At 38.8% G+C, this 22,231-nt stretch carries 15 protein-coding genes; 9 read left to right on the top strand and 6 right to left on the bottom strand.

Going from position 1 to position 22,231, the window contains the following annotated elements; genetic code table 11:
• Nucleotides 1–181: 181 nt before the first annotated feature.
• From EGI31_RS21745 to EGI31_RS21730, 4 genes are all read left to right on the top strand, one after another.
• Nucleotides 182–769, top strand: a complete 588-nt coding sequence (locus EGI31_RS21745) for a hypothetical protein (RefSeq protein WP_255039297.1) — start codon at nucleotides 182–184, stop codon at nucleotides 767–769.
• Nucleotides 770–792: 23 nt separating this feature from the next.
• Entirely contained in the window at nucleotides 793–1,932 is a 1,140-nt protein-coding gene (locus tag EGI31_RS21740; protein ID WP_255039296.1) for a DUF4932 domain-containing protein, read from the top strand.
• 209 nt (nucleotides 1,933–2,141) lie between these two features.
• Nucleotides 2,142–2,738, top strand: a complete 597-nt coding sequence (locus tag EGI31_RS21735) for a c-type cytochrome (RefSeq protein WP_255039295.1) — start codon at nucleotides 2,142–2,144, stop codon at nucleotides 2,736–2,738.
• 131 nt (nucleotides 2,739–2,869) lie between these two features.
• Nucleotides 2,870–3,634, top strand: a complete 765-nt coding sequence (locus EGI31_RS21730) for a hypothetical protein (protein WP_255039294.1) — start codon at nucleotides 2,870–2,872, stop codon at nucleotides 3,632–3,634.
• Nucleotides 3,635–3,696: 62 nt separating this feature from the next.
• On the opposite strand, the gene EGI31_RS21725 is transcribed toward EGI31_RS21730, so the two are convergent.
• From EGI31_RS21725 to polA, 3 genes are all read right to left on the bottom strand, one after another.
• On the bottom strand, nucleotides 3,697–4,332 hold the full coding sequence (locus tag EGI31_RS21725; RefSeq protein ID WP_255039293.1) for a hypothetical protein: 636 nt from the start codon (nucleotides 4,330–4,332) through the stop codon (nucleotides 3,697–3,699).
• Between the two features lie 11 nt (nucleotides 4,333–4,343).
• On the bottom strand, nucleotides 4,344–4,808 hold the full coding sequence (locus EGI31_RS21720) for a hypothetical protein (protein ID WP_255039292.1): 465 nt from the start codon (nucleotides 4,806–4,808) through the stop codon (nucleotides 4,344–4,346).
• Between the two features lie 182 nt (nucleotides 4,809–4,990).
• Nucleotides 4,991–7,798 (bottom strand): DNA polymerase I, encoded by a 2,808-nt coding sequence (gene polA / locus EGI31_RS21715; protein WP_255039291.1) that lies wholly within the window; start codon nucleotides 7,796–7,798, stop codon nucleotides 4,991–4,993.
• A gap of 63 nt (nucleotides 7,799–7,861) precedes the next feature.
• Between polA and EGI31_RS21710 the strand changes: the two genes are divergently transcribed.
• The 3 genes from EGI31_RS21710 (at nucleotide 7,862) to EGI31_RS21700 (ending at nucleotide 13,322) form a co-directional block, all read left to right on the top strand.
• A complete protein-coding gene (locus EGI31_RS21710) occupies nucleotides 7,862–9,253 on the top strand; it encodes a vanadium-dependent haloperoxidase (protein WP_255039290.1) in 1,392 nt (463 codons plus the stop codon).
• 127 nt (nucleotides 9,254–9,380) lie between these two features.
• Nucleotides 9,381–11,822, top strand: coding sequence for a PSD1 and planctomycete cytochrome C domain-containing protein (locus EGI31_RS21705; protein WP_255039289.1), 2,442 nt, complete (start codon nucleotides 9,381–9,383; stop codon nucleotides 11,820–11,822).
• Between the two features lie 72 nt (nucleotides 11,823–11,894).
• The gene (locus EGI31_RS21700; protein ID WP_255039288.1) at nucleotides 11,895–13,322 is read left to right on the top strand and encodes a DUF1501 domain-containing protein; all 1,428 of its coding nucleotides are present in this window, start codon (nucleotides 11,895–11,897) and stop codon (nucleotides 13,320–13,322) included.
• Here the strand turns inward: EGI31_RS21700 and EGI31_RS21695 are convergent.
• A complete protein-coding gene (locus tag EGI31_RS21695; RefSeq protein ID WP_255039287.1) occupies nucleotides 13,319–14,257 on the bottom strand; it encodes a hydrogen peroxide-inducible genes activator in 939 nt (312 codons plus the stop codon). The genes EGI31_RS21700 and EGI31_RS21695 overlap by 4 nt on opposite strands.
• A gap of 177 nt (nucleotides 14,258–14,434) precedes the next feature.
• Here EGI31_RS21695 and katG point away from each other — a divergent pair, with 177 nt between their 5' ends.
• Both katG and EGI31_RS21685 read left to right on the top strand, forming a co-directional pair.
• Entirely contained in the window at nucleotides 14,435–16,654 is a 2,220-nt protein-coding gene (gene katG / locus EGI31_RS21690) for a catalase/peroxidase HPI (protein WP_255039286.1), read from the top strand.
• A 481-nt stretch (nucleotides 16,655–17,135) separates the two neighbouring features.
• On the top strand, nucleotides 17,136–17,549 hold the full coding sequence (locus tag EGI31_RS21685; RefSeq protein WP_255039285.1) for an OmpA family protein: 414 nt from the start codon (nucleotides 17,136–17,138) through the stop codon (nucleotides 17,547–17,549).
• 65 nt (nucleotides 17,550–17,614) lie between these two features.
• Here EGI31_RS21685 and EGI31_RS21680 read toward each other — a convergent pair whose 3' ends face one another.
• Entirely contained in the window at nucleotides 17,615–18,244 is a 630-nt protein-coding gene (locus EGI31_RS21680) for a 3-keto-disaccharide hydrolase (RefSeq protein ID WP_255039284.1), read from the bottom strand.
• Nucleotides 18,245–18,454: 210 nt separating this feature from the next.
• Nucleotides 18,455–22,210, bottom strand: coding sequence for a methionine synthase (gene metH, locus EGI31_RS21675; protein WP_255039283.1), 3,756 nt, complete (start codon nucleotides 22,208–22,210; stop codon nucleotides 18,455–18,457).
• Between the last annotated feature and the right edge of the window lie 21 nt (nucleotides 22,211–22,231).

Genomic DNA, 22,231 nt, shown 5'->3' with positions numbered 1-22,231 from the left:
TTATAATTAATTGGAAACATTCTCGCTTCATAAAATGTCATCTCGTTGGCCAACTTGTTCTCAATAATTATTTGTTTGAACTTCTTTTAAATTTTTTGTGCGTTTACTATCATAGATTTCGATTTTGCTTTTAATATTTCACAATAATTCAAAATCACCTTCTTAAACCATTGCTATCAACATGACTATGTTTTTCTGGAGTTTGCTCAATATCGGATTATTTCTTTATTTTATTTTTGTAGGCTTCAAGGTTATTCTTTTAGGTATTAAACACTTAAGTGGTTTTGCCTTAGTAGTTTTTATTTTTGGTTTACTGTCATTTATGACCTCCCCCAAAAAACATAAAAAAAATATTGTTTCCATCAATCAAGAAAATCGTAAGGTAGTAACGGGCAGTAATTTGCCGCAAGGTTCTGGTTTGAAGAGAATTGAATTGGAAAACGGACTTTTGACACAAATTCACTTGAACGTCCTAGTTTCTGATAAAGGCAATGGACAAGTTGAACTTACTGATTATTCTGGCTTAGTAGGATTGGTTTCGGGTTTAAATTGGCAGGTTCAAAATGTTGAATACAAAACTGTAAATAACCACAATATGCTCAAATACACGGTTCATGGAATTCTACAATGGAAACTACTGGGTATGACGGTATATAGCCAGTTGAAGGTGTATGAAGGCACTTTCTCTTTAATTAATTTCATTTTTGAAACCACGGAGATTAATGACCCTGGTCTGAGGTTTAAAAAAACTGAACTGTACCTATTTTAATAATTATAAATAATTGATATTCAATGAAATGTGTTTTTAAATTGTTCTCAGTATTACTTTTTTTTGTTTTTAGTTCTCACAAAAGTACGTGCCAAACTTCAAAAGGTGAGGTTACGGTAAAGCATTTGAACACCACTTATACCTGCCCTGAGTCCTATGAACTGATGCACATTTTGTTTGCACTTACCGACACAAGTATTTATGCGGGTAACGAAAATATTCATAAACTACTCATTGATTCAGAGGGCGTTTATTATCAAGATGTTATGGCTTATTTTGGTAAGTATCGGTCGCATCCCTTGGTTCAGAAACTCAACAAATCGCTAAAGGAATCAGCCAATATTTATCGGCACAACCTCCATTTGGCATATAATACCGAATGGCGAAAGGGAAAATTTAGAAGAGATTTTAAATATCCTTTAATGCATAGACTGCAATACAGCATTTCCAAAAATATCAAAAGGAAAGATCTTACTCGATTTGCCAAAGAAACCAACTTTGAGGGTTTTTACCAGGATCATTCTGAATATTATCAGCAAAATTTAGAAAAGGTAAGAGCCTTCTCTGAAGTTGATCAACAACAAAGATGGTTGGAGGAGCAATTTCCTGCGAGATATGATTTTTATGATATTGTGGTGAGTCCATTGATGGGAGGCGTTCATTTTACACGGAGGTTTAATGCTAGAGGAGGTAAAAAGTGCGTTATGTGGGTGGCAGATGCCAGAGATTATGAGACAAATACCGCACAAAATCGAGGCAGATACACGGGCATAATTATGACCGAAATAGATCACAATTACGTCAACCCAGTTAGCGACAGGTTTAAGGATGATTTGAATGTCATTATGGGTAGTGAGAATATGTCAAAATGGCTAAAGTTGAATTCAGGTCAAGGTAATTATAGTACTGGTTATAAAGTTTTTAATGAGTATATGACTCATGCGGTTTACTTGCTTTATACTATGGATAAATTTGGCCCTGAAGATCAAAAAGTTATAGAAAATGCAAGGATTTCTTTAATGGAGAACCGTAGGAAGTATTATCGATTTTCTGATTTCTACAAGGAGTTAAAAGACCTATACAGCAACAAGAGTAAAGGAGAAACTATCCCCGACTTATATCCTATAATCATTGAATGGGTAAAGTCTCAAAACCAGAACTGAGTTTCTTAACTGTTCTTTTTTAAGATATTACAAAGCTTATTATGATTTATGTATCTGATTTTCGGCTTAAAAATTACGCTCGATAAAAAATTACCCAGATTTTTAATTAATTAAGTGGTAAATATTTTCTTTTTGTATAAAATTGAATCCGAAATGGTAGAGCCATGAAATCTGCCGTCCCTAATTGACTCACTTTTAAACCCCTGAAAATGAAAGGAAAATTTTACCCTTTGGCAATTTTGCTCTGTACAAGCATTGCCTTTTATTCCATTTCGTGTAGCTCAAAACAAGAACAAGCCGCTGAACAAGTCGTAGAAGCGGAGGAACGCCCTGAAGATGTAGTGAAAAAAGGCGAATATTTAGTTGGAATTATGGGTTGTAATGACTGCCACTCTCCCAAAAAAATGGGTCCCAATGGACCTGAAGTCATTCAAGAGCTTTTGTTATCGGGTTATCCTTCGGATCGGCCAATTGTCAAGTTTGATGAAAAGAAAATTAAAGAGGGCTTTGCGGTCTTTTACCCCGATCTCGCCGCGGGTGCGGGCCCGTGGGGAGTCACTTTTGCGGCCAACATAACACCCGACGAAACTGGAATTGGGAACTGGACGGAGGAACAATTCAAAAAAGCTATTAAAGAAGGTCGATACAAAGGTCTGGATTCTGAAAGAATGCTGCTACCCCCGATGCCTTGGCAGAATTATAGAAACATCAAGGACGAGGATGCACATGCCATGTTTATGTATCTGAAAAGTTTAAAACCTGTTAAAAACGTTGTACCGGCTCCAATCACACCAGATAAGATGTAGTTTGAGGTTAAATTTTACAAAGAATGCCATTTTTGAATTTTCAAGAATGGCATTTTTTGTTATGATTTTTGCGAGCAAAAAATTCTGAAGGCTAAATTTTATAGTAATTTGCACCATTAATTTTTGTATCGATGATGAGAATTTTTGTTGCTTTTTGGCTTGGTCTATTGCTTTTTTCTGATCAAACGTTTGCCCAAGACCCGAAAGCTGGTTTAGTGTTGGGTAAAAAGATTCTGAATTTGATAAACCAAAATAAGGCTGCAGAATTGGCCAAATTTGTTAATTATCCACTTCAAAGGCCTAATCCAATACCAAACATTAAAAACGCCAAGGAATTTGTGGCTTATTATCCTAATCTTTTTGATGCCAAATTCAAGAAGTTGGTTCCTAAGTTCAATCAGAAGGAAGTTTTCGTGAAAAATGGCTTATATGGAATGGTTGGAGATGTTTTTCATGGTGAAATCTGGTACGACGAATCTGGAATAGTAAGTATAAATTATTTTTCAGAAAAGGAAATGTCTTTAGAAAAGTCGCTAACGAAAATGATTCAATCGGTTATTCATCCTTCGGTAAACCAATGGGAGAGCAATGTTTTTGTTGGTAAGTCAAAAAATCTGATGGTGCGTGTGGATAGACTTCAGAATGGTGACCTCCGCTATGCATCTTGGAGCAAAGGCAAGCCCATTAGCCAAAAACCTGATTTGGTAATATTAAAAGGGGAGGAGGTGCATGAAGGTACCATGGGCTCTACTTTTTGGACTTTTACGAATAACAATTGGAAATATACCATCCTCAATCAAGAAGCCTGTGAAAACTGCGACCAAGATAGCTTTGAGTTGGTTTTGGAAGAAAATGGGGTTGAAAAAAGTCGTGTGGTATTAACACTTACGAAGTAGAAAGATTTGAATTTGCCCCGAATGCACGAAGGCAATTTTCATGTATTCGGAGCTTTTTTGCTTTAAACTTTGCTGTAAAACCGCACCTCTTTAGAACTTCCATCTTCGAAATACGTTTTAAATCCAACCAAACCAAATTTGTGATTGGTAATGTATTCTATTTTGGAAACTCCAGCTATTCCTCTTCCTGTTTCGGCTATTTTCATGACTTTTATTTCCATAAAACCATAAGGATACTCATTGTCTGTCGAGATATATTCTATTTCTCTTGTCACAGTTTTTCCATCTACTTTGTGTGTGTATTTTTGACCCACTTTATCGCTGTATTTTACGAGTGTGAAGTTTCCATCCTCATAAACATTTTGAATTCCTTCGTCGGTAATTCTATATTTTTTGGTAACGCTCACTTTGTTTCCATCAACGATGAGGTCAGGGATATTTTTCGCTATGGTCAATAGGGTTGGATCTGAAATTGTGGCAGAAGCAGTAATGGTACTTATGCCAGAATTTAAGGTTTTTACCTCCGCTGTAGCAGAACTTATGCCCGAAATCGTACCCAAACTAAAGGTATTCCCGACTTCACCCATTGCCGACTGCGTTCCACCGAGGTCGCCATTGGGCTTTATGGATTCAATTAAGTCACAAGAACTTATGGTTGAAAAAAGTAGGGCAGAGACCAAAACTAGTTTAGTTTTCATAATTTTATTGTTTAGTTTTTAAAATAAAGTTCGCTTTTGAGATATCTAAAAGATGCATAATAAACGACTAGAAAAATAAGGAACATGAGCATTGAAACAGGGAAAATAATATAGCCAAAAAGAACAAGGTAACTAACCAACCATATACCCAGTGTTATTTTCAAAGCGATTATAAATGCTCTAAGCCGATATTCATTAAAGACTAATTTTTCGTTAATTTCTTGTGTTAAAATCAACAACCCAATTCCTGACATCAAACAGACAAAACCTATTTCATCCATTAAGTTGGTTTGTACTATTTGAAGAAACCGGTTTTCGAGATAAGTGCTAGCCACAGCAAAAACTTTGATATTCCCCCACTCGGGTTTAATGCCTTTTTGGTATGCTGTAAGAAACGCTATTCCAATTATAATCAATGGAATAGACCATTTTTTGAACTTGTACGGCCAAAGGTTCAGAGTTTTAAAATCTTTCATTATTTATATTGAGAATGCCTTTTTTCTTTTTCTTCATTTCAATATAAATGACCAAAACAATCGTGAATATTCCTATGACGATGGTCACTGTTTTAGGGTATTTTTGAAATAATACGCAATAAAAAAAGAGGAAGACGTGTCCGCTTTCCTCTTTTAAAATCTGAATCAAAAATTTTAATAATTCAATGTGCCTCCAGCCAGTTTTTACCAACTCCTATGCCTGTTTCTATCTTCACTTTCATCGGAATGGCATTTACCATGAAATAATCCACTTTTTCTTTTAGATATTCAATTTCTGAAATGTGAGCATCAAAAACCAATTCGTCATGTACCTGCAATATCATCTTTGATTTTAGCTTTTCAGCTTTCATAAAATCGTGGATATTTATCATCGCCACTTTTATCATATCGGCTGCCGAACCTTGAATAGGTGCATTTATAGCATTTCTTTCTGCAAAACCTCTATTGGTTTGGTTTCTTGAGTTGATATCTCTCAAATATCTCCTTCTACCTAATATGGTCTCAACGTATTCTGTTTCTCTGGCTTTATTGATACATTCGTCCATAAAGGTTTTCACGTTTGGAAACTGTGTGAAATAGGCGTCTATGATATCTTTTGCCTCACCTCTCGGAATACCCAATCTTTGAGCCAAACCGAAAGCCGAAATACCATAAATGATACCGAAGTTTACCATTTTAGCCTTTCTACGCATGTCAGAATTGACATCCGCCAATTCTACACCAAATACTTTTGCGGCTGTAGTGGAGTGAATATCAATGCCTTGGTTAAAGGCTTCCACCATACTTGCGTCCTCGCTAAAGGCTGCCATTATCCGTAATTCTATTTGAGAGTAATCGGCAGAAAGTATCAAATGATCGCTATCACGTGGAATGAATGCCTTACGTATTTCACGTCCTCGCTCGGTTCTTATCGGAATATTCTGTAGGTTTGGATTGGTTGAACTCAAACGTCCAGTTGCTGTAACTGCTTGATTATATGAAGTATGTATTCTTCCCGTTTTCTTCGAAATCAACTGTGGCAAGGCTTCTACGTACGTACTCTTCAATTTGCTCAATTCCCTAAAATCTAAGATTTTCTTCACGATTTCGTGCTCGGCTTCGTAATTGCTCAGTACATCTTCACCCGTAGCATATTGACCCGTTGGCGTTTTCTTAGGCTTCTCATCTATTTTCATTTTCTCGAAAAGAATCTCTCCCAATTGTTTGGGCGAACCAACATTGAATTCCATTCCAGCTATTTCAAAAATCTCTGACTGAGTAATCACCAAATCTTTGTGAAGAGTATCTGAAAGATCTTGTAGGGCTTGCACGTCAAGTTTTACCCCTTCACGCTCCATACTGCTCAAAACACTTACCAGAGGTACTTCGACTTCGTACAACAACTTTTCTTGGCTGGTTTTTTTGAGTTCTTTGTCGAGAATGGTTTTGAGCTGAAGCGTAATGTCAGCATCTTCAGCCGCATATTCTTTAATGGCCTCCAACGGCACATCTCGCATGTTTCCTTGTTTTTTGCCTTTGCCTCCTATCAGGGTTTCTATACTTACCGGCTCGTAGTTGAGATAATTCATCGCCAAATAATCCATACCATGTCTTTGCTCCGGCTCCACAATATAGTGTGCCAGCATGGTGTCGTATAAAGTTCCTTTGATCTCGATGCCATAATTGCTCAAAATGGTCAAGTCGTACTTCAGGTTTTGAGCAATTTTCATGATTTTCTCATTTTCAAACACTGACCTGAATTCTTCCAAAACCGCTTTTGCCTCTTCAAAACGCGGTGGGCAAGGTACATAAAATGCTTCTTTTGCTCGGTAAGCGAATGAAAGTCCGACGATCTCGGCATCGATGGCATCAACATCTGTGGTTTCTGTGTCAAAACATATCTCGTCTTGAGCCATTAAATATTCTATCAATTCGGCTCTTTGTTCTTTGCCTTCTATCAAATAATAATCGTGTACGACCGAGTTAATAGTATCTTTTTCTTTGACTTCTTTTTCCACTTCTTCCTCCTCAGTAGCTCCAAAAAGCGACATTTGATTGGTTTCTGCTTTTGGTTTGTCTTTAGTCTCTGGTTTATTGAGGTCTTGGTTACTGCCGTCAGATTTGATCAATCTCGTTTTCAAGGTTCTAAACTCCAACTCATCAAGAAGTGCTGAAAGTTCCTCCGTATTCGGTTCACACATCTTGAGGTCTTCCTCGTCAAATTCGACAGGTACATTTATTTCGATACGAGCCAAATGTTTTGACATCAAAGCACTTTCTTTTCCAGCTCTAATTTTCTCCCCGATTTTATTCGGTATTTTGTCAGCGTTCGCCAATATACCCTCAATAGAATCATACTCTTGGAGTAATTTTACCGCCGTTTTTTCTCCCACACCCGGTATGCCCGGAATGTTATCTACTTTGTCACCCATCAACCCAAGCATGTCAATTACCTGGTCAATTCTGCTGATTTCCCATTTCGCCAATATTTCAGGAACACCCATAACTTCTATGCCATTTCCTAAAAATGCCGGTTTGTACAAGAAAATATGCTCATCTACTAACTGGCCATAATCCTTATCAGGGGTGTACATAAAGACATCAAATTCGTCTTTTGGAGCTTTCTTCGCCAAAGTTCCAATCACATCATCAGCCTCGAAACCATCTAGTTCTATCAATGGGATATTCATGGCCTTTACCAGTCTTTTTACCAAAGGTATGGCAGTGGTTATATCCTCAGGTTGAGCTTCTCTTTGGGCTTTGTACTCAGGAAAATCTATATGCCTAAAAGTAGGAGCCTTGGTGTCAAAACAAACGGCAAAATGCGTTGGTTTTTCTTTTTTTATCACCTCGAGCATGGTGTTGGTAAACCCAAAAACAGCACTTGTATTCACGCCTGTTGAGGTTATTCTTGGATTTTTGATAAAAGCAAAATGGGCTCTGTAAATCAATGCCATGGCATCGAGCAAAAATAATTTTTTAGAACGCATGAGTAGTAATTATGAGACAATGATTAAATTCGGCTTTAAATAAAAAATCAAAATACGTAAATTTTGAACAAGGATAAAATCTATTTTGCAATATTACTATTTTTTGTTGCAAAATTAAGCTTCGGTCAAGTACCTGTTCGACGAGAATTTCAGGCAGGTAACACCACCCAATTGATTTTAAGCGAAACCGCTTTGCCAGCCAAAAATTACGATTTCACCACTTCAGACTTACAGGTTAAATGGCATTTGTTGATATTGGATTTGATAGAACAGACCACTGGTTATACACCTTTGGTGGCAGCACGTTCTATGGCCTACATCAATTTGGCGGCCTATGAGTCTATTTTACCGGCCTATTCAAAGCGAGCTTCGTTATCGGGTCAATTGCAAGGTTTTGAAAAACCAAAAGAATTCGAAACCGATAGTGTTGATTTTATAAAAGAATTAGCTCTGAATAATGCCATTTTTACGACAGTAGATGAGTTTTTTGTGGCAGCTCCTTTTATTTGGATGGAGCGAATTGCCGCCTTAAAAGACTCTGTTGATGCGAAATTTTCGGCAGGCCAGTCAAAATTGGCTATCCTGAAATCAAAAAATTATGGGGTTTCGATAGCCGAAATGGTTCTAAAATACGCAGCCAAAGATGGCGGAAAAAATGCACTTTTTAGAAGTTATGATCTGAACTATAAGCTTCCTTCTTGCGAGTCGTGTTTTGAAATCAATCGGGTGGCTGATTTGGAAAATACGGGCCCACTTCACCCAAAATGGGGATTAAATCGCACTTTCATAGCCGAGAATCAGACCGACTTTGATATTAAGCCCGACTTTGAGTTTTCCAAATACAAAGACTCTAGGTTTTATAAAGATGCCTTGGAAGTGTATAATACTTCAAAAGAAGTGACGGCTGGTTCTGATAAAATGAATATTGCCAACTTTTGGGACGATGCTGCTACTTTTACTTATACAGCTGTGGGCCATTCGGTCTCCATTTTGACTCAACTCCTAAGGACCAATCCAGTTTCAATAGACTCTTCAGCAAAACTGTATGTTTCGTTGACTTTAGGACTAAACGACGCCATGATAGCGGCCTGGAAGTCGAAATACAAACACAACTTGATTCGCCCAGGTGCATACATCAAAAAATACATAGATTCTAAGTGGGAACCAGCTATTCTAACGCCACCCTTCCCAGAGTTTCCATCGGGGCATTCGGTGCAATCCGCCACAATGGCTACAATTTTAACCAATCTTTTAGGTGAAAATGTGGGTTTTACAGATTATTCCAAATACTGGGTAGGTGAGCCTAAAAAGTTCAACAGTTTTTGGGAATCTGCCAATGAAACCAGTATTTCGAGACTTTACGGCGGCATACATTTCAGAGAGGCCCTCACCAAAGGTCAAGAAATGGGCAAAAAAGTAGGAGAGAATGTATTGAAATTGAAGTTTGAGAAATAAATAGGCTAATTTTTGCCAAAATTATCCCACCGAATATTTTTTAATAAATTTTAAAAACCTAAATTGTAGTTGAAATCTTTCTTTCTATAGAAAGTTAGAATTTTATTCAACCTATAAATACAATTTAATGCCATCTAAAATCATTGGAGGCCAATTTGGGGGTACTTTTCTATTTTTTTGTTTGGCTTATTCTCAGGCTTTAGCTCAGGATGTGGCTCAAGTAGAAGGTGGATTTGACTTTATGCAATTCATTGGTAGATTCCACATTGTGTTGGTTCATTTCCCGATTGCCATATTGCTGTTGGCAACTCTTTTAGAGGTTTTTTCTTTCAAAAACTTTAACTCAAAGTATCGACCGTCAATCCATTTGGCCATAATTATTGGAGGTATTTCAGCTGTATTCTCAGCTATTTTTGGATATGTTTTAGCTCAAAATGAGGAAATTTCGGGCGATACCCTAGACTTGCATCAGTGGGGAGGCTTTAGCACCGCGATTTTGAGTTTGATAACTCTGGGGCTTCATTGGTTGGTGTTGAAAAAGAAACAAAACTCCAAGATTTCCGTTTACAGGTTTTCATTGTTTGCCACTTCTCTTGCTGTCATTTTTACTGGGCATTATGGTGGCTCACTTACACATGGGGATGATTACTTTAGTTTTTCAGAACCAAAGGCAACCTCTGATAAAAGTAGTCTTTTGAGTATGAATACAGATAGCCTTTCCATTGAAAATCAGATAAAATTGGTAGGTGAAGTGAGAGCAATATTTGCACATAATTGTTACAAATGCCATAGCTCTAACAAACAAGAGGGTAAACTCAGATTAGATCAGAAGGAATTTGCTTTTGAGGTTGGAAAACACGGAAAAGTAATTGTGAGAGGCGAGCCTGAAAACAGTGAATTGGTTCGTAGAATAAAACTCCCTAGAAACCATAAAGATGCTATGCCTACCAAAGGTAAAGCATTGAATGAGGATGAAATAGCACTGATTATTTTTTGGATAGAAAAAGGAGCTCCATGGCCTGAGGGCTCGTTACAACCTAGGTTATTCAGAGTGGCCAAAATGGAACCCCGAAAACCCATTTTGCCGACTCCAACCGGCGATTTGAAAAATCCGATTGATTTATGGGTGAATGAATATTTTAAACAAAACCGAATTGAGTGGAAACCAAAAGTAGATGATCGGATTTTTTTGAAAAGGGCTTATTTGGATATCGTTGGGCTTTTGCCCACAGCATCTCAAATTATTGCTTTCTCCAAAGATCAAAATCCGAACAAAAGAGCTTCCTTGATAAAGCAACTTTTGGCACAAGATGAGGAATACACACAACATTGGTTAACTTTTTGGAACGATGCACTCAGGAACGATTACACAGGTCCTGGCTATATCACCAACGGCCGTTACAATATCACGGACTGGCTATATACGTCTATAAAGCAAAATAAACCATATGACCAGTTTGCCAAGGAATTGCTCTCGCCGAAAGAACCTTCTAAGGGCTTTGTAGAGGGTATTCAATGGCGGGGAACTATCAATGCCAGTCAGCGGGTAGAAATGCAGGCGGCTCAAAATGTGGGTCAGGTGATTTTGGGATTAAATCTTAAATGTGCCTCATGTCATGATAGCTTCATCAGCGATTGGAAACTTGAGGATGCGTATGCTTTTGCCAATATTTTTGCAGAAGAACGGCTAGAAATTAACCGCTGTGACAAACCAACAGGCAAGTTTGCTGATACACGGCTTCTTTGGCAGAATTTCGGAAATATAGATTCTACAGCTTCTAGGGCGAAAAAAATGGAGCAAATGGCTAATCTTTTAGTAAGACCTGAAAATGGTAGAATTTACAGGACTGTGGTGAATAGAATTTGGAAGCAAATGATGGGTAGAGGTATTGTGGAGTCTCCCGACGAAATGGACAATGAACCTTGGTCGCAGGATTTATTGGATTGGCTGGCTTCAGATTTTGTAGAGAAAAATTACGACGTCAAGGAGCTGATTTACCTCATTGCTACTTCCAAGATTTACCAAATGCCTTCAGAGGGTGTAAAAAGTACGAATCTCCTCTACGACAATTCTTATACCTTCAGAGCTATGGCCCGCAGGAGATTATCTGCGGAGCAGTTTTCTGATGCTGTTAGTCAGATTATTACACCAATTTTTACAATAAAAGATTTGAAATACACTGGTACAAAGCCCAATATTCTAAAACCTGCTTTTGCAAGGGCCTCTTTGGTGGCTAATAATGCTTTTTTGACGGCCTTGGGTAGACCAAATAGGGAAGTGGTTTCCACGAGCAGAGATAGCCAAGCCAGCTTATTGCAAGCCTTGGAGTTGACCAATGGCGAAAGATTAACGAATGTTCTGGCAAGAGGAGCTAAATATTGGAAGGCTCAGTTTAAAACTCGAGATGTAATCATAAGAGTATTATTCAGCAAAGCCTTGGGCCGGCTTCCAAACAATTCAGAAATGAAAACCGCTCAATCTGCCATGGATGAAAATCCAAGTATTGAGCAAATTCAAGACTTGTTTTGGGCGGTTTTGCTTTTACCTGAGTTTCAGTTAATTTATTAAAAATAAATGGCTTAAGGACTAGTGAGTTTATGTTTCTTGGCGACTTGGCGTCTTTGCGAGAAAAAATAAAATATGAATAACAACAGAAGAGATTTCCTTAAACAAAGTGCAGCTACTATCGCCACAATGGCCATTGGTAGTCCTATTAGCCAATTGTTGACTTCATGTGGTGTGAAAAACGAGAGTAATGCCACGGCAGACGCAGTTATTGTACTTTTTATGGCTGGAGGAATGGCCCATACCGAAACCTTCGACCCGAAAAAATACACGCCATTTAGCAAAGGAATGCGTTCTGATAGTGTTTTGAGTACCTTTAAGTCTGTGCCTACAGCTTTAGATGGCGTTCATTTTTCGGAAGGCTTAGAGTCAATTGGCAAGATATTGAACAAAGGAACTGTCATTCGCTCTTATGTGGCTGCCGATTTGGGACATATTTTACATACCCGTCATCAATACAACTGGCACACCTGCTATGAACCGCCACAATCAGTAGTCGTTCCGCATTTGGGTTCTTGGATAGCCAAGGAATTAGGACCTAAAAATGAGGTAATTCCTCCGTTCATCAACATCGGTCAGCGTTTTGATGTGGGTGAGGGTGAAGAACTTAAGGCTTTTCACAGTGCAGGTTTTTTAGGAAGTGAGTACGGACCATTCATGATTCCCGACCCAACCAAGGGACTAGACAGCGTTCGACCACCTGTGGGAATGTCGCAAAAGAGATTCGAAAGTCGCAATCAATTGTATGAAAAACTCGTGAAAGAATCGGCCATGGGTGAGTTTGGAAGCGATTACCAAAAAGAATCCTTGAAACGTTCGATGGAGCAGGCATACATTCTTTTAAACTCACCAGAGGCCAAGGCCTTCGACCTAAGCCAAGAACCGAAAGAGAAATACGATATCTATAATACCGGAAAGTTTGGTTTAGGCTGTTTGATGGCCAAAAGATTGATTGAGCAAGGAGCGAGATACATTACAGTTACGACCGAATATGTTCCTTTTGAGGGTTGGGATACACACGAAAACGGTCATACGAGATTGGTGGGTATGAAAAAAATGATAGATGCTCCAATAGCTCAGCTAATTAAGGATTTGGATGAAAGTGGAAGGATGGACAAAACTTTAGTGATTTTGGCCAGCGAATTTAGTAGAGATATGCTCATGGAAGGTCGTCCTGATTTAAGGGTTTTGGATCAAGTAGATCAGCCCGATGTGATAGAGGACATCAAAAACTACGGTATGCATCGACACTTCACCGATGGGTGTTCTATGTTGATGTTTGGTGGAGGCGTAAAAAAAGGGAGTGTTTTTGGTAAAACTGCTGACGAAAGACCATGTAAAACCATCGAAAAACCTATAAAAATAGCTGAAGTGCATCAAACCATTTATCATGCTTTGGGTATTTCTCCTGATACCAATTATGAAATAGAAAAACGGCCATTTTACACTACGCCTGATGGAAAAGGCAAAGTGGCCACGGATTTGTTGGAGAAAAAAGCTTAATTGATTTTCAATGGGCTTCGGGAAGTGTTTTCGATTATTTTTTTTGGTAAATGAAGAAAGATTTCAGATTTCAAGGCCTGCAGGATGGCATTTCTTTTATAGGTCTTCTCGGTAATGATGCTAATTTCTCTCATCGGTTTTTCTCCAGAGAAATGTCTAATGTGGTTTAACTGCTCTTCCGGCCAATCATGAATGACCAATTCTGGTAAAAGCGTCATTCCCGCGTAATTGTCCGCAAGTTTTATTACCGTTTCTAGGCTTCCAGTTTTTAGTTTCAACTGTGAGTTTTTGTTTTGTTTTTGCTTGAGTTCGCAGAAATTCTCTATCTGATTTCTCAAACAATGTCCCTCTTCGAGCAACCAAAGTTGGTTAAGGTCTAGTTCTTTACTTAAAATATAGTTTTTGGAGTAAAGCATATTTTCCTTTGAAACATAAGCTACCAATTCCTCGTAATATAAATGTTCCTCCATCAAATCGCTTTGATGAAGAGGAGTGGCCAAAATACCCATGTCCAAGCTTCCGTTTCGAAGTTTTTCCTCGATGTTTTGAGTAGTAAGTTCTTCTATTTCAATATTCAAAGTTGGGTATTTCTCTTCGAAACTCTTCAAAAAAAGAGGTAACAAATATGGCGAAACGGTTGGGATAATACCCAGTTTTAATGTTCCATTAATGGCATCTTTGTATTCCGAAATGATTTCGAAAACCTGTTTATATTCTTTAAAAACGTGTTTGGCTTGGTTGATAACCTCTTGTCCGATGCTGGTTATTTTGATGGGTGTGCTGGTTCGGTCGAATATTTCAACACCCAATTGCTCCTCCAATTTCTTGACCTGCATACTCAATGCCGGCTGAGAAATATTACAAAAATTCGAGGCTTCTACAAAACTTTGGTGCTTTTCAAGTGCAAGAATATATCCTAACTGCGTTATGGTCATGTTGTATAATTAAAACTTATATACAAATAAAATATATCGATTTGTCTTATACTACAAAACTTCCCATATTTGTGAAATTAATTCATAAATATATCTCTGGTCATTTTTTATGAATACTTATATAGCGTAATTGAGAACAATTGTAGAATATAACAAAATTTTAATAATCATTTATTTATGGAAAATCATACATCAGAAGCCAATGGAGTGGCAAAATGCCCTTTCAATCACGGCGAAGTGAAAAAAAGTGCAGGTTTTGGTACTAGAAACCAAGACTGGTGGCCCAATCAGTTGAACCTTAGTATTCTGCGTCAACATTCTTCTCTTTCTAATCCGATGGATCCGGATTTTAATTATGCCGAAGAGTTTAAATCATTGGATTTAGCTACATTAAAGCAAGAAATCTATGATTTGATGACAACTTCACAGTCTTGGTGGCCAGCAGATTATGGCCATTATGGTCCATTTTTTATTCGTATGGCTTGGCACAGTGCAGGTACTTACAGAATAGCAGATGGTAGAGGTGGAGCTGGTGCAGGTACACAACGTTTCGCTCCGCTCAACAGCTGGCCAGATAATGGTAACCTAGATAAAGCTAGACTTCTGTTATGGCCAATAAAGCAGAAATATGGTAGAAAAATCTCATGGGCAGACTTAATGATCTTGGCCGGTAACTGTGCTCTTGAATCAATGGGTTTCAAAACCTTCGGATTTGGAGGAGGTAGAGAAGATGTATGGGAGCCTGAAGAAGATATTTATTGGGGTTCAGAGGGCGAATGGTTAGCTGACAAGCGTTATTCTGGCGACCGTGAACTTGAAAATCCTTTGGCAGCCGTTCAAATGGGATTGATATATGTAAATCCAGAAGGCCCAAATGGTGTTCCGGATGCCTTGGCAGCCGCACGTGATATTCGTGAGACCTTCGGTAGAATGGCCATGAATGATGAAGAAACTGTAGCCCTAATAGCTGGAGGACACACCTTTGGAAAGGCCCACGGAGCTGGAGACCCTGGTCAATATGTAGGTCCTGAGCCAGCGGGTGCAGCCATAGAGCACCAAAGTCAAGGTTGGATAAACAGCTTTGGCACAGGACATGGTGAATATACCATCACCAGTGGATTGGAAGGTGCTTGGTCGCAAACACCAACACAATGGAGCAATAACTATTTTGCAAACTTGTTTGGCTTTGATTGGGAATTGACCAAAAGTCCAGCAGGTGCTCATCAGTGGGTGCCAAAAGGTGGAGCTGGTGCTAATTCGGTGCCTGATGCTCACAATCCGGAAAAATCACATGCCCCAATCATGTTTACTACGGATTTGGCTTTGAAAATTGATCCTATATATGAACCAATATCTCGTAGATTTTTCGAGAATCCAGACCAGTTCGCAGATGCTTTTGCTCGTGCATGGTTTAAACTTACTCACAGAGATATGGGTCCTAAAGTTAGATATGTAGGCCCAGAAGTGCCTGAGGAAGAACTTATTTGGCAAGACCCGATTCCAACAGTGAATCATATATTAGTGGATGATCAAGACGTGGCAACGTTGAAGTCAAAAATTTTGGCTTCTGGTCTAAGTGTTTCTGAATTGGTTTCTACAGCTTGGGCTTCGGCTTCTACTTTCCGTGGCTCAGACAAACGTGGAGGTGCCAATGGTGGACGTCTAAGATTGTCACCACAGAAATTCTGGGCTGTGAATAATCCAGTACAACTAGATAAGGTACTTTCGAAACTGGAATCTATAAAAGCAGAATTTAATGCAAGTGCGGCTGATGGAAAGGCAATTTCTATCGCTGATTTGATTGTTCTTGCTGGAGGTGTGGGAATTGAACAAGCAGCAAAAAATGCAGGAAAAGATATTTCTGTTCCATTTACACCAGGTCGTACTGATGCCTCTCAAGAACAAACAGATGTAGAATCGTTCGCAGTTCTTGAGCCAATCGCCGATGGATTCAGAAATTACCTAAAAGGTCACTACACCACTTCTGCCGAAGAAATGTTGGTAGATAAAGCTCAGTTGTTGACACTTACTCCACCTGAAATGACCGTTCTAATAGGTGGACTTAGAGTTTTGAATGCCAACTTTGATAAGTCTAAAAATGGTGTATTTACTCATCGTCCAGAGACTTTAACCAACGATTTCTTTGTAAATCTCCTAGACTTAGGAACAACTTGGAAGTCAGCATCGCCTCATCAAGATGTTTTTGAAGGTCGTGACCGTCATACTGGAGATTTGAAATGGACTGGAACACGCGTTGATTTAATCTTCGGCTCAAACTCTGAATTGAGAGCGTTGGCGGAGGTATATGGTTGCTCAGATTCACAAGATAAATTCTTGAAGGATTTTGTAGCTGCATGGACCAAGGTGATGAACCTTGATCGTTTTGAACTCGCTTAATTTTTATTAAGATTTATATGTTTCATTAGGTGGTCTAGTCTCTAGGCCACTTTTTTTTTCGGTCAATTAATTATATCAAGTAAAAGATTTCAATAAAGAATGGATTCCTCAGTCTGAGAATTTACCAAAAAAACGGAAGAGAGCCTTGTCCTATTAAACAGACCTTAAAATAAGAAGGATCTTAATTAAATTTCCCTTAAAATTTCGCTTTGTAATTTCTCAATGTTTGTTTTAAGAAGTATTGGATTTCTATTCAGAAGTCATTGTTTTTTAGGTATTTATGATATTTTTTAAGGTATTAAATTTGGCTTAAAAGTGATTTTTATATTTTAAGACTATTTTTTAGGGTGATAATTTGTTGGGCCTAAGTGCTTATTTTTGCGTAGATAATTCGAATATTTCTCCCATTGAGGAAAAATAGAATGTGGCGTATTTGCCCAGAAAAGTAGTAATATTTTAAATCACTAAACAAATTACCATCATGAAAAAACTAGCATTATTTTTAACGGTCAGTGTGATATTTGCAAATTGTACCAATCCGAAAAAAGAAACCAAAACAGCAGCCGTTGAAATAGCCACACCTACTATAAATGCTGATTCTATTAATGCCGAAAATCAAACATCGACGGTAGAAAAAGAAGAGGCAAAACAAGAACAAGCAGCAGTTGTGTCATCTGGCGGAAACAGCACTGGTAACAATAATTCGGTCGAATCGAAACCAGCAAAAAAGAAATGGTCGAATAAGAAAAAAGGGGTGATTATCGGTGCTACATCAGGTGCGGTGGCTGGAGCGGTTGTTTCTAAAAAAAGAGGCAAAGGTGCATTGGTTGGAGGTGCCACAGGTGCAGCAGTTGGTTTGGGTGTTGGAGCAATTTTAGATAAAAAAGAAAAATAAGTCTAGACTATAACTTAAAAGAAAGAGACTCTTCGAGAATATTAATCGAAGAGTCTTTTTTTGTTTCAATCTGGCAAAATCTTTACCATGATGTCTTTTATATAAACCTTGCTTTTGGGATCGTGAGCTTGAATGGCAAAGGTTCCACTGCTCAGTTTTCTACCTTTTGATTGGTCAATTTTGTCAGGTTCGGTATAATCTACTACTACTTTATCGTTTATTTTGGTAATGATTCGCTTACCTTGTACAATGATGGTCTCCGTATACCACACATTATCAGTGACGTAGGTTTCTTTCACATCTTTAATATCATAGAGGCTTGCGGTGCGTTTCCAGTCGGTGTGTGAATTGTTTACTTGTACTTCGTAACCCTTTGAGGGCCAGCTTTTCTCCTGATATTTGGTATGGAAATATAACCCAGAGTTGGAGCCTGGCATAGTCATTACTTTTGCCTTAAACTCAAAATTTTTGAAATCATGATTGCCTACGGCACCATCATAAAACAAATGGCCTACAGGTCCATTGACTACTATTGCACCATCTTCTACTTTAAAAGAAGCGGCATTTTCTCCAACTTTCCAGCCATTTAGGGTTTTACCATCAAATAAAGAAACCCATTTCGGCTTTTTTGCTAGAAAGCCCATTAAAACGGTTAAAATAACAGCCAATGTGGCCATTGAAATAGTTTTTTTCATGTTTTTGTTTTTTTGGTTGAAATAAATGTGAATGTAAGTTAGTGGAAAAGTGAATTTTTTGTTTTAAAATCATAAAAAAATCTAAAAAAGAAAATAAAATTTGGAAATAAACCTAATAAAAAAAGCCCCAATCACTCAGGGCTTTTCTAAATATAATCTGTGAAAATCAGTCAGATTTGTGTCATCTGTGTTCGAAAATAGGCTCCAAACTCAATAATTCAAGGCAGGACTTAGCCACCTTTCGGCCTCTTCAATCGCTATTCCGCGTTTTTTGGTATAGTCTTCCACTTGGTCTTTTTCTATTTTTCCTAATCCGAAATACTTGGACTGTGGGTGCGAATAGTAAAAACCACTAACAGCTGAGGCTGGCCACATGGCAAGGCTTTCGGTTAGTGTGACGCCAATTGTATTTTCTACATCCAAAAGCTTAAATAAATCGGTTTTCAGGGTATGGTCGGGACAAGCAGGATATCCTGGGGCTGGTCTAATACCTTGATATTTTTCTTTTATAATTTCCTCATTGTTAAGACTTTCTGCGTTGGCATAGCCCCAAAGATCTGTTCTTACCTTTTTGTGTAAAAGTTCGGTAAATGCTTCGGCAAACCTATCCGCCAATACTTTCAGCATGATAGAATTGTAATCATCATGATTAGCCTCGAAGGCTTTTGCACGGTCTTCAGCTCCAAAAATACCTACCGCAAATCCTCCAAAATAGTCAGTTTTTCCTACTGAAACTGGAGCTATAAAGTCGGCTAGAGAAATATTCGGTACTCCTTCTCCTTTTTTACCTTGCTGTCTTAGATGTTGAAATTTCGCCAAAGTTTGCTGTGTATTTGCTTTGTAAACCGTATGGTCGTGGGCTAGATTTGAACACGAACTTGTATGCCCTTCATCTTGTTTTTCAAATCCATAGATAATTTGAGTATCGTCGTTTTCAACATTACTCGGCCAGAAACCTACCACACCATTGGCTTTTAGCCATTTTTCGGAGATGATTTGTTTCAGCATCACCTGGGCGTCGTCGTAGAGTTTTTGAGCTTCAATACCAACTACTTCGTCCTTCAATATTTTTGGGTAGTGTCCATGCAAATCCCAAGATTGGAAGAATGGCGTCCAGTCTATAAATTCTGCAATTTCTTTCAAGCTGTAGTTTTCAAAAACCTTGGTTCCAAGGAATTTAGGCTTGGTGATTTGGGTATTTTCCCAGTCTATTTTCAGTTTATTCTGGCGGGCTTCCGAGATTCTGATGTAAGCTTTGGCGGTTTGACGACTTTCATAATCTCCTCTAAAACGCTCATAATCAGCCTTAACCTCTCTAACGTAATTCTCTGAAAGTTCCTTGCTCAACAAATTACTCACTACGGGAACTGACTTGGAAGCATCCAAAACATGTACAACTGGCCCAGAATAGTAAGGGTCGATTTTAACAGCCGTATGTACTCTTGAGGTGGTTGCACCTCCGATGAGTAGTGGAATTTTCATTCCCCTTTTCTCCATTTCTTTGGCCATATACACCATTTCGTCAAGCGACGGTGTTATCAAACCACTCAAACCGATGGCATCAACATTGTGTTCGACGGCAGCCTCAAGAATTTTCTCTGCCGGAACCATCACCCCGATATCAATAATTTCGTAATTGTTGCAGGCAAGTACTACCCCCACAATGTTTTTTCCAATATCATGCACATCGCCTTTCACCGTGGCGAGCAATACTTTTCCGTTGTTTGTACTCAAGTCGCCACTTTTTAGTTTTTCGGCTTCAAGAGCTGGTAGGAGATAGGCGACAGCTTTTTTCATCACCCTCGCCGATTTAACCACTTGTGGGAGAAACATTTTTCCAGAACCAAACAAATCCCCAACCACGTTCATGCCGTCCATCAGAGGACCTTCGATAATATGCAAAGGCACGGGATATTTTTCCAAAGACTCTTGCATGTCTTCGTCAATGAATTCGATAATACCTTTAACCAAAGCATGTTCAATACGCTTTTCGAGTGGATAACTTCTCCATTCCTGGGCTACTGTTTCGGTTTCTTTGCTGCTGCCTTTAAGGCTCTCAGCCATATCTAAGAGACGCTCTGTTGCGTCTTCTTTTCTGTTCAGAAGTACATCTTCAACTGCCTCCAAAAGGTCCTTCGGAATGTCGTCGTAAACTTCTAACATACTTGGGTTTACGATTCCCATGTCCATTCCTGCCTGCGTGGCGTGGTACAGAAAAGCAGAATGAATGGCCTCTCTTACCTTATCATTTCCACGGAAAGAGAAAGATACATTGCTTACACCCCCACTGATGTGTGCATGAGGAAGGTTTTCTTTCACCCATTTTGTGCCTTCAAAGAATGAAATCGCGTTGATTTTGTGTTCTTCAATACCAGTCGCAACTGGGAAAATATTTAGGTCAAAAATGATATCTTGCGGTGGAAAGTTTACTTTTTCTACCAAAATATCGTAAGAGCGTTTGGCTATTTCAATCCTTCTGGCGGTAGTATCCGCTTGTCCTGCTTCATCAAAAGCCATGACGATTACAGCTGCTCCGAATTTTCTAACGATGTTTGCCTGACGGATAAATTCTTCTTCACCAGCTTTAAGTGAAATGGAGTTTACAACCCCTTTACCTTGAACACATTTCAAACCAGCCTCAATAATCTCCCATTTTGAAGAGTCAACCATGATAGGTACTTTCGAAATCTCGGGCTCGGAGGCAATGAGGTTCAAGAAGGTCGTCATAGACTCTATCCCGTCCAACATACCCTCGTCCATATTGATGTCTATCACGTTTGCCCCACCTTCTACTTGGTCTTGTGCTACCGAGAGTGCTTCTTCAAACTGTCTATTTTTTATCAATCTCAGGAATTTCTTGGATCCCGTGACGTTGGTTCTTTCACCTACGTTTACAAAACCAAGTTCTTTGGTTAAAGTCATTGGTTCCAAGCCACTTAATCTCAAATGAGGTTCAATGGTTTTAGGTTGCCTTGGAACATATTCACCCGCTATTTTTGCAAATTCTCTGATGTGATCTGGTGTTGTACCGCAGCATCCACCCAAAATGTTTACATATCCTTCTTCTAAGAATTCGCGAACTTGCTCGGCCATATAAGCCGGTGATTCGTCGTATTGGCCCATTTCGTTGGGCAACCCAGCATTTGGATAAACACTCACCATACAATCGGCTACTCGTGATAGTTCCGCCAAATAGGGTTTCATGGCCCTTGCACCCAAGGCACAGTTTAGACCGATAGACATGAGGTTTCCATGCGATACCGAATTGTAAAAAGCTTCGGAGGTTTGTCCTGTAAGTGTGCGTCCAGATTGATCGGTGATGGTTCCTGATACCATTATAGGCATTTCGAAACTCGGATCGATGAGTTTTCGCTCATCAATTACCTCTGTGGCAGCATAAATGGCTGCCTTGCAGTTTAATGTATCTGTTACGGTTTCTATCAATAACAAATCCACTCCACCGTCAATGAGGGCATTTACTTGCTCCTTGAATGCTATCAACAGTTCATCAAAAGTGATAGCTCTAAAGCCTGGGTTGTTCACATCTGGAGAAAGAGAAGCCATTTTCGTAGTTGGACCCATGGAACCAGCAACAAATCTTGGTTTGGCCGGATTGACTTTTGTGTACTCGTCAGCGGCTTGTCGTGCCACTTTTGCACCTTCAAAGTTGATTTCATATACCAAATCCTCCATGTGGTAGTCGGCCATGGCCACTGTAGTTCCGCTGAAAGTATTGGTTTCGATGATATCTGCCCCAGCATCTAAATATTCTTTGTGTATGGCCAAGATTACGTCTGGACGAGTAATCGAAAGCAAATCATTGTTGCCTTTTATATCGTGTGGAAAGTCCTTGAATCTTTCTCCTCTGTAATCTTCATCTGTAAGTTTATATCGTTGAATCATGGTACCCATGGCACCATCTAAAACTAAAATTCTTTCTTTTAAAACGTCTGTAATTTTGCTCATTTAGCCTTTCTCTGAATTTTT

This window comes from Lacihabitans soyangensis, from assembly GCF_024343775.1.
Classification (GTDB): Bacteria; Bacteroidota; Bacteroidia; order Cytophagales; family Spirosomataceae; genus Leadbetterella; species Leadbetterella soyangensis.
The sequence above is the reverse complement of the archived record's forward strand: the minus strand, read 5'-3'. Positions and strand labels throughout refer to the sequence as shown.

Excerpts from the sequence above, each read along its gene's own strand:
- EGI31_RS21720 (WP_255039292.1), bottom strand. The coding sequence starts at position 4,808 with ATGAAAGATTTTAAAACTCTGAACCTTTGGCCGTACAAGTTCAAAAAA.
- katG (WP_255039286.1), top strand. The coding sequence starts at position 14,435 with ATGGAAAATCATACATCAGAAGCCAATGGAGTGGCAAAATGCCCTTTC.
- metH (WP_255039283.1), bottom strand. The coding sequence starts at position 22,210 with ATGAGCAAAATTACAGACGTTTTAAAAGAAAGAATTTTAGTTTTAGAT.
- EGI31_RS21745 (WP_255039297.1), top strand. The coding sequence starts at position 182 with ATGACTATGTTTTTCTGGAGTTTGCTCAATATCGGATTATTTCTTTAT.
- polA (WP_255039291.1), bottom strand. The coding sequence starts at position 7,798 with ATGCGTTCTAAAAAATTATTTTTGCTCGATGCCATGGCATTGATTTAC.
- EGI31_RS21700 (WP_255039288.1), top strand. The coding sequence starts at position 11,895 with ATGAATAACAACAGAAGAGATTTCCTTAAACAAAGTGCAGCTACTATC.
- EGI31_RS21685 (WP_255039285.1), top strand. The coding sequence starts at position 17,136 with ATGAAAAAACTAGCATTATTTTTAACGGTCAGTGTGATATTTGCAAAT.
- EGI31_RS21705 (WP_255039289.1), top strand. The coding sequence starts at position 9,381 with ATGCCATCTAAAATCATTGGAGGCCAATTTGGGGGTACTTTTCTATTT.
- EGI31_RS21680 (WP_255039284.1), bottom strand. The coding sequence starts at position 18,244 with ATGAAAAAAACTATTTCAATGGCCACATTGGCTGTTATTTTAACCGTT.
- EGI31_RS21725 (WP_255039293.1), bottom strand. The coding sequence starts at position 4,332 with ATGAAAACTAAACTAGTTTTGGTCTCTGCCCTACTTTTTTCAACCATA.
- EGI31_RS21740 (WP_255039296.1), top strand. The coding sequence starts at position 793 with ATGAAATGTGTTTTTAAATTGTTCTCAGTATTACTTTTTTTTGTTTTT.
- EGI31_RS21730 (WP_255039294.1), top strand. The coding sequence starts at position 2,870 with ATGATGAGAATTTTTGTTGCTTTTTGGCTTGGTCTATTGCTTTTTTCT.
- EGI31_RS21695 (WP_255039287.1), bottom strand. The coding sequence starts at position 14,257 with ATGACCATAACGCAGTTAGGATATATTCTTGCACTTGAAAAGCACCAA.
- EGI31_RS21735 (WP_255039295.1), top strand. The coding sequence starts at position 2,142 with ATGAAAGGAAAATTTTACCCTTTGGCAATTTTGCTCTGTACAAGCATT.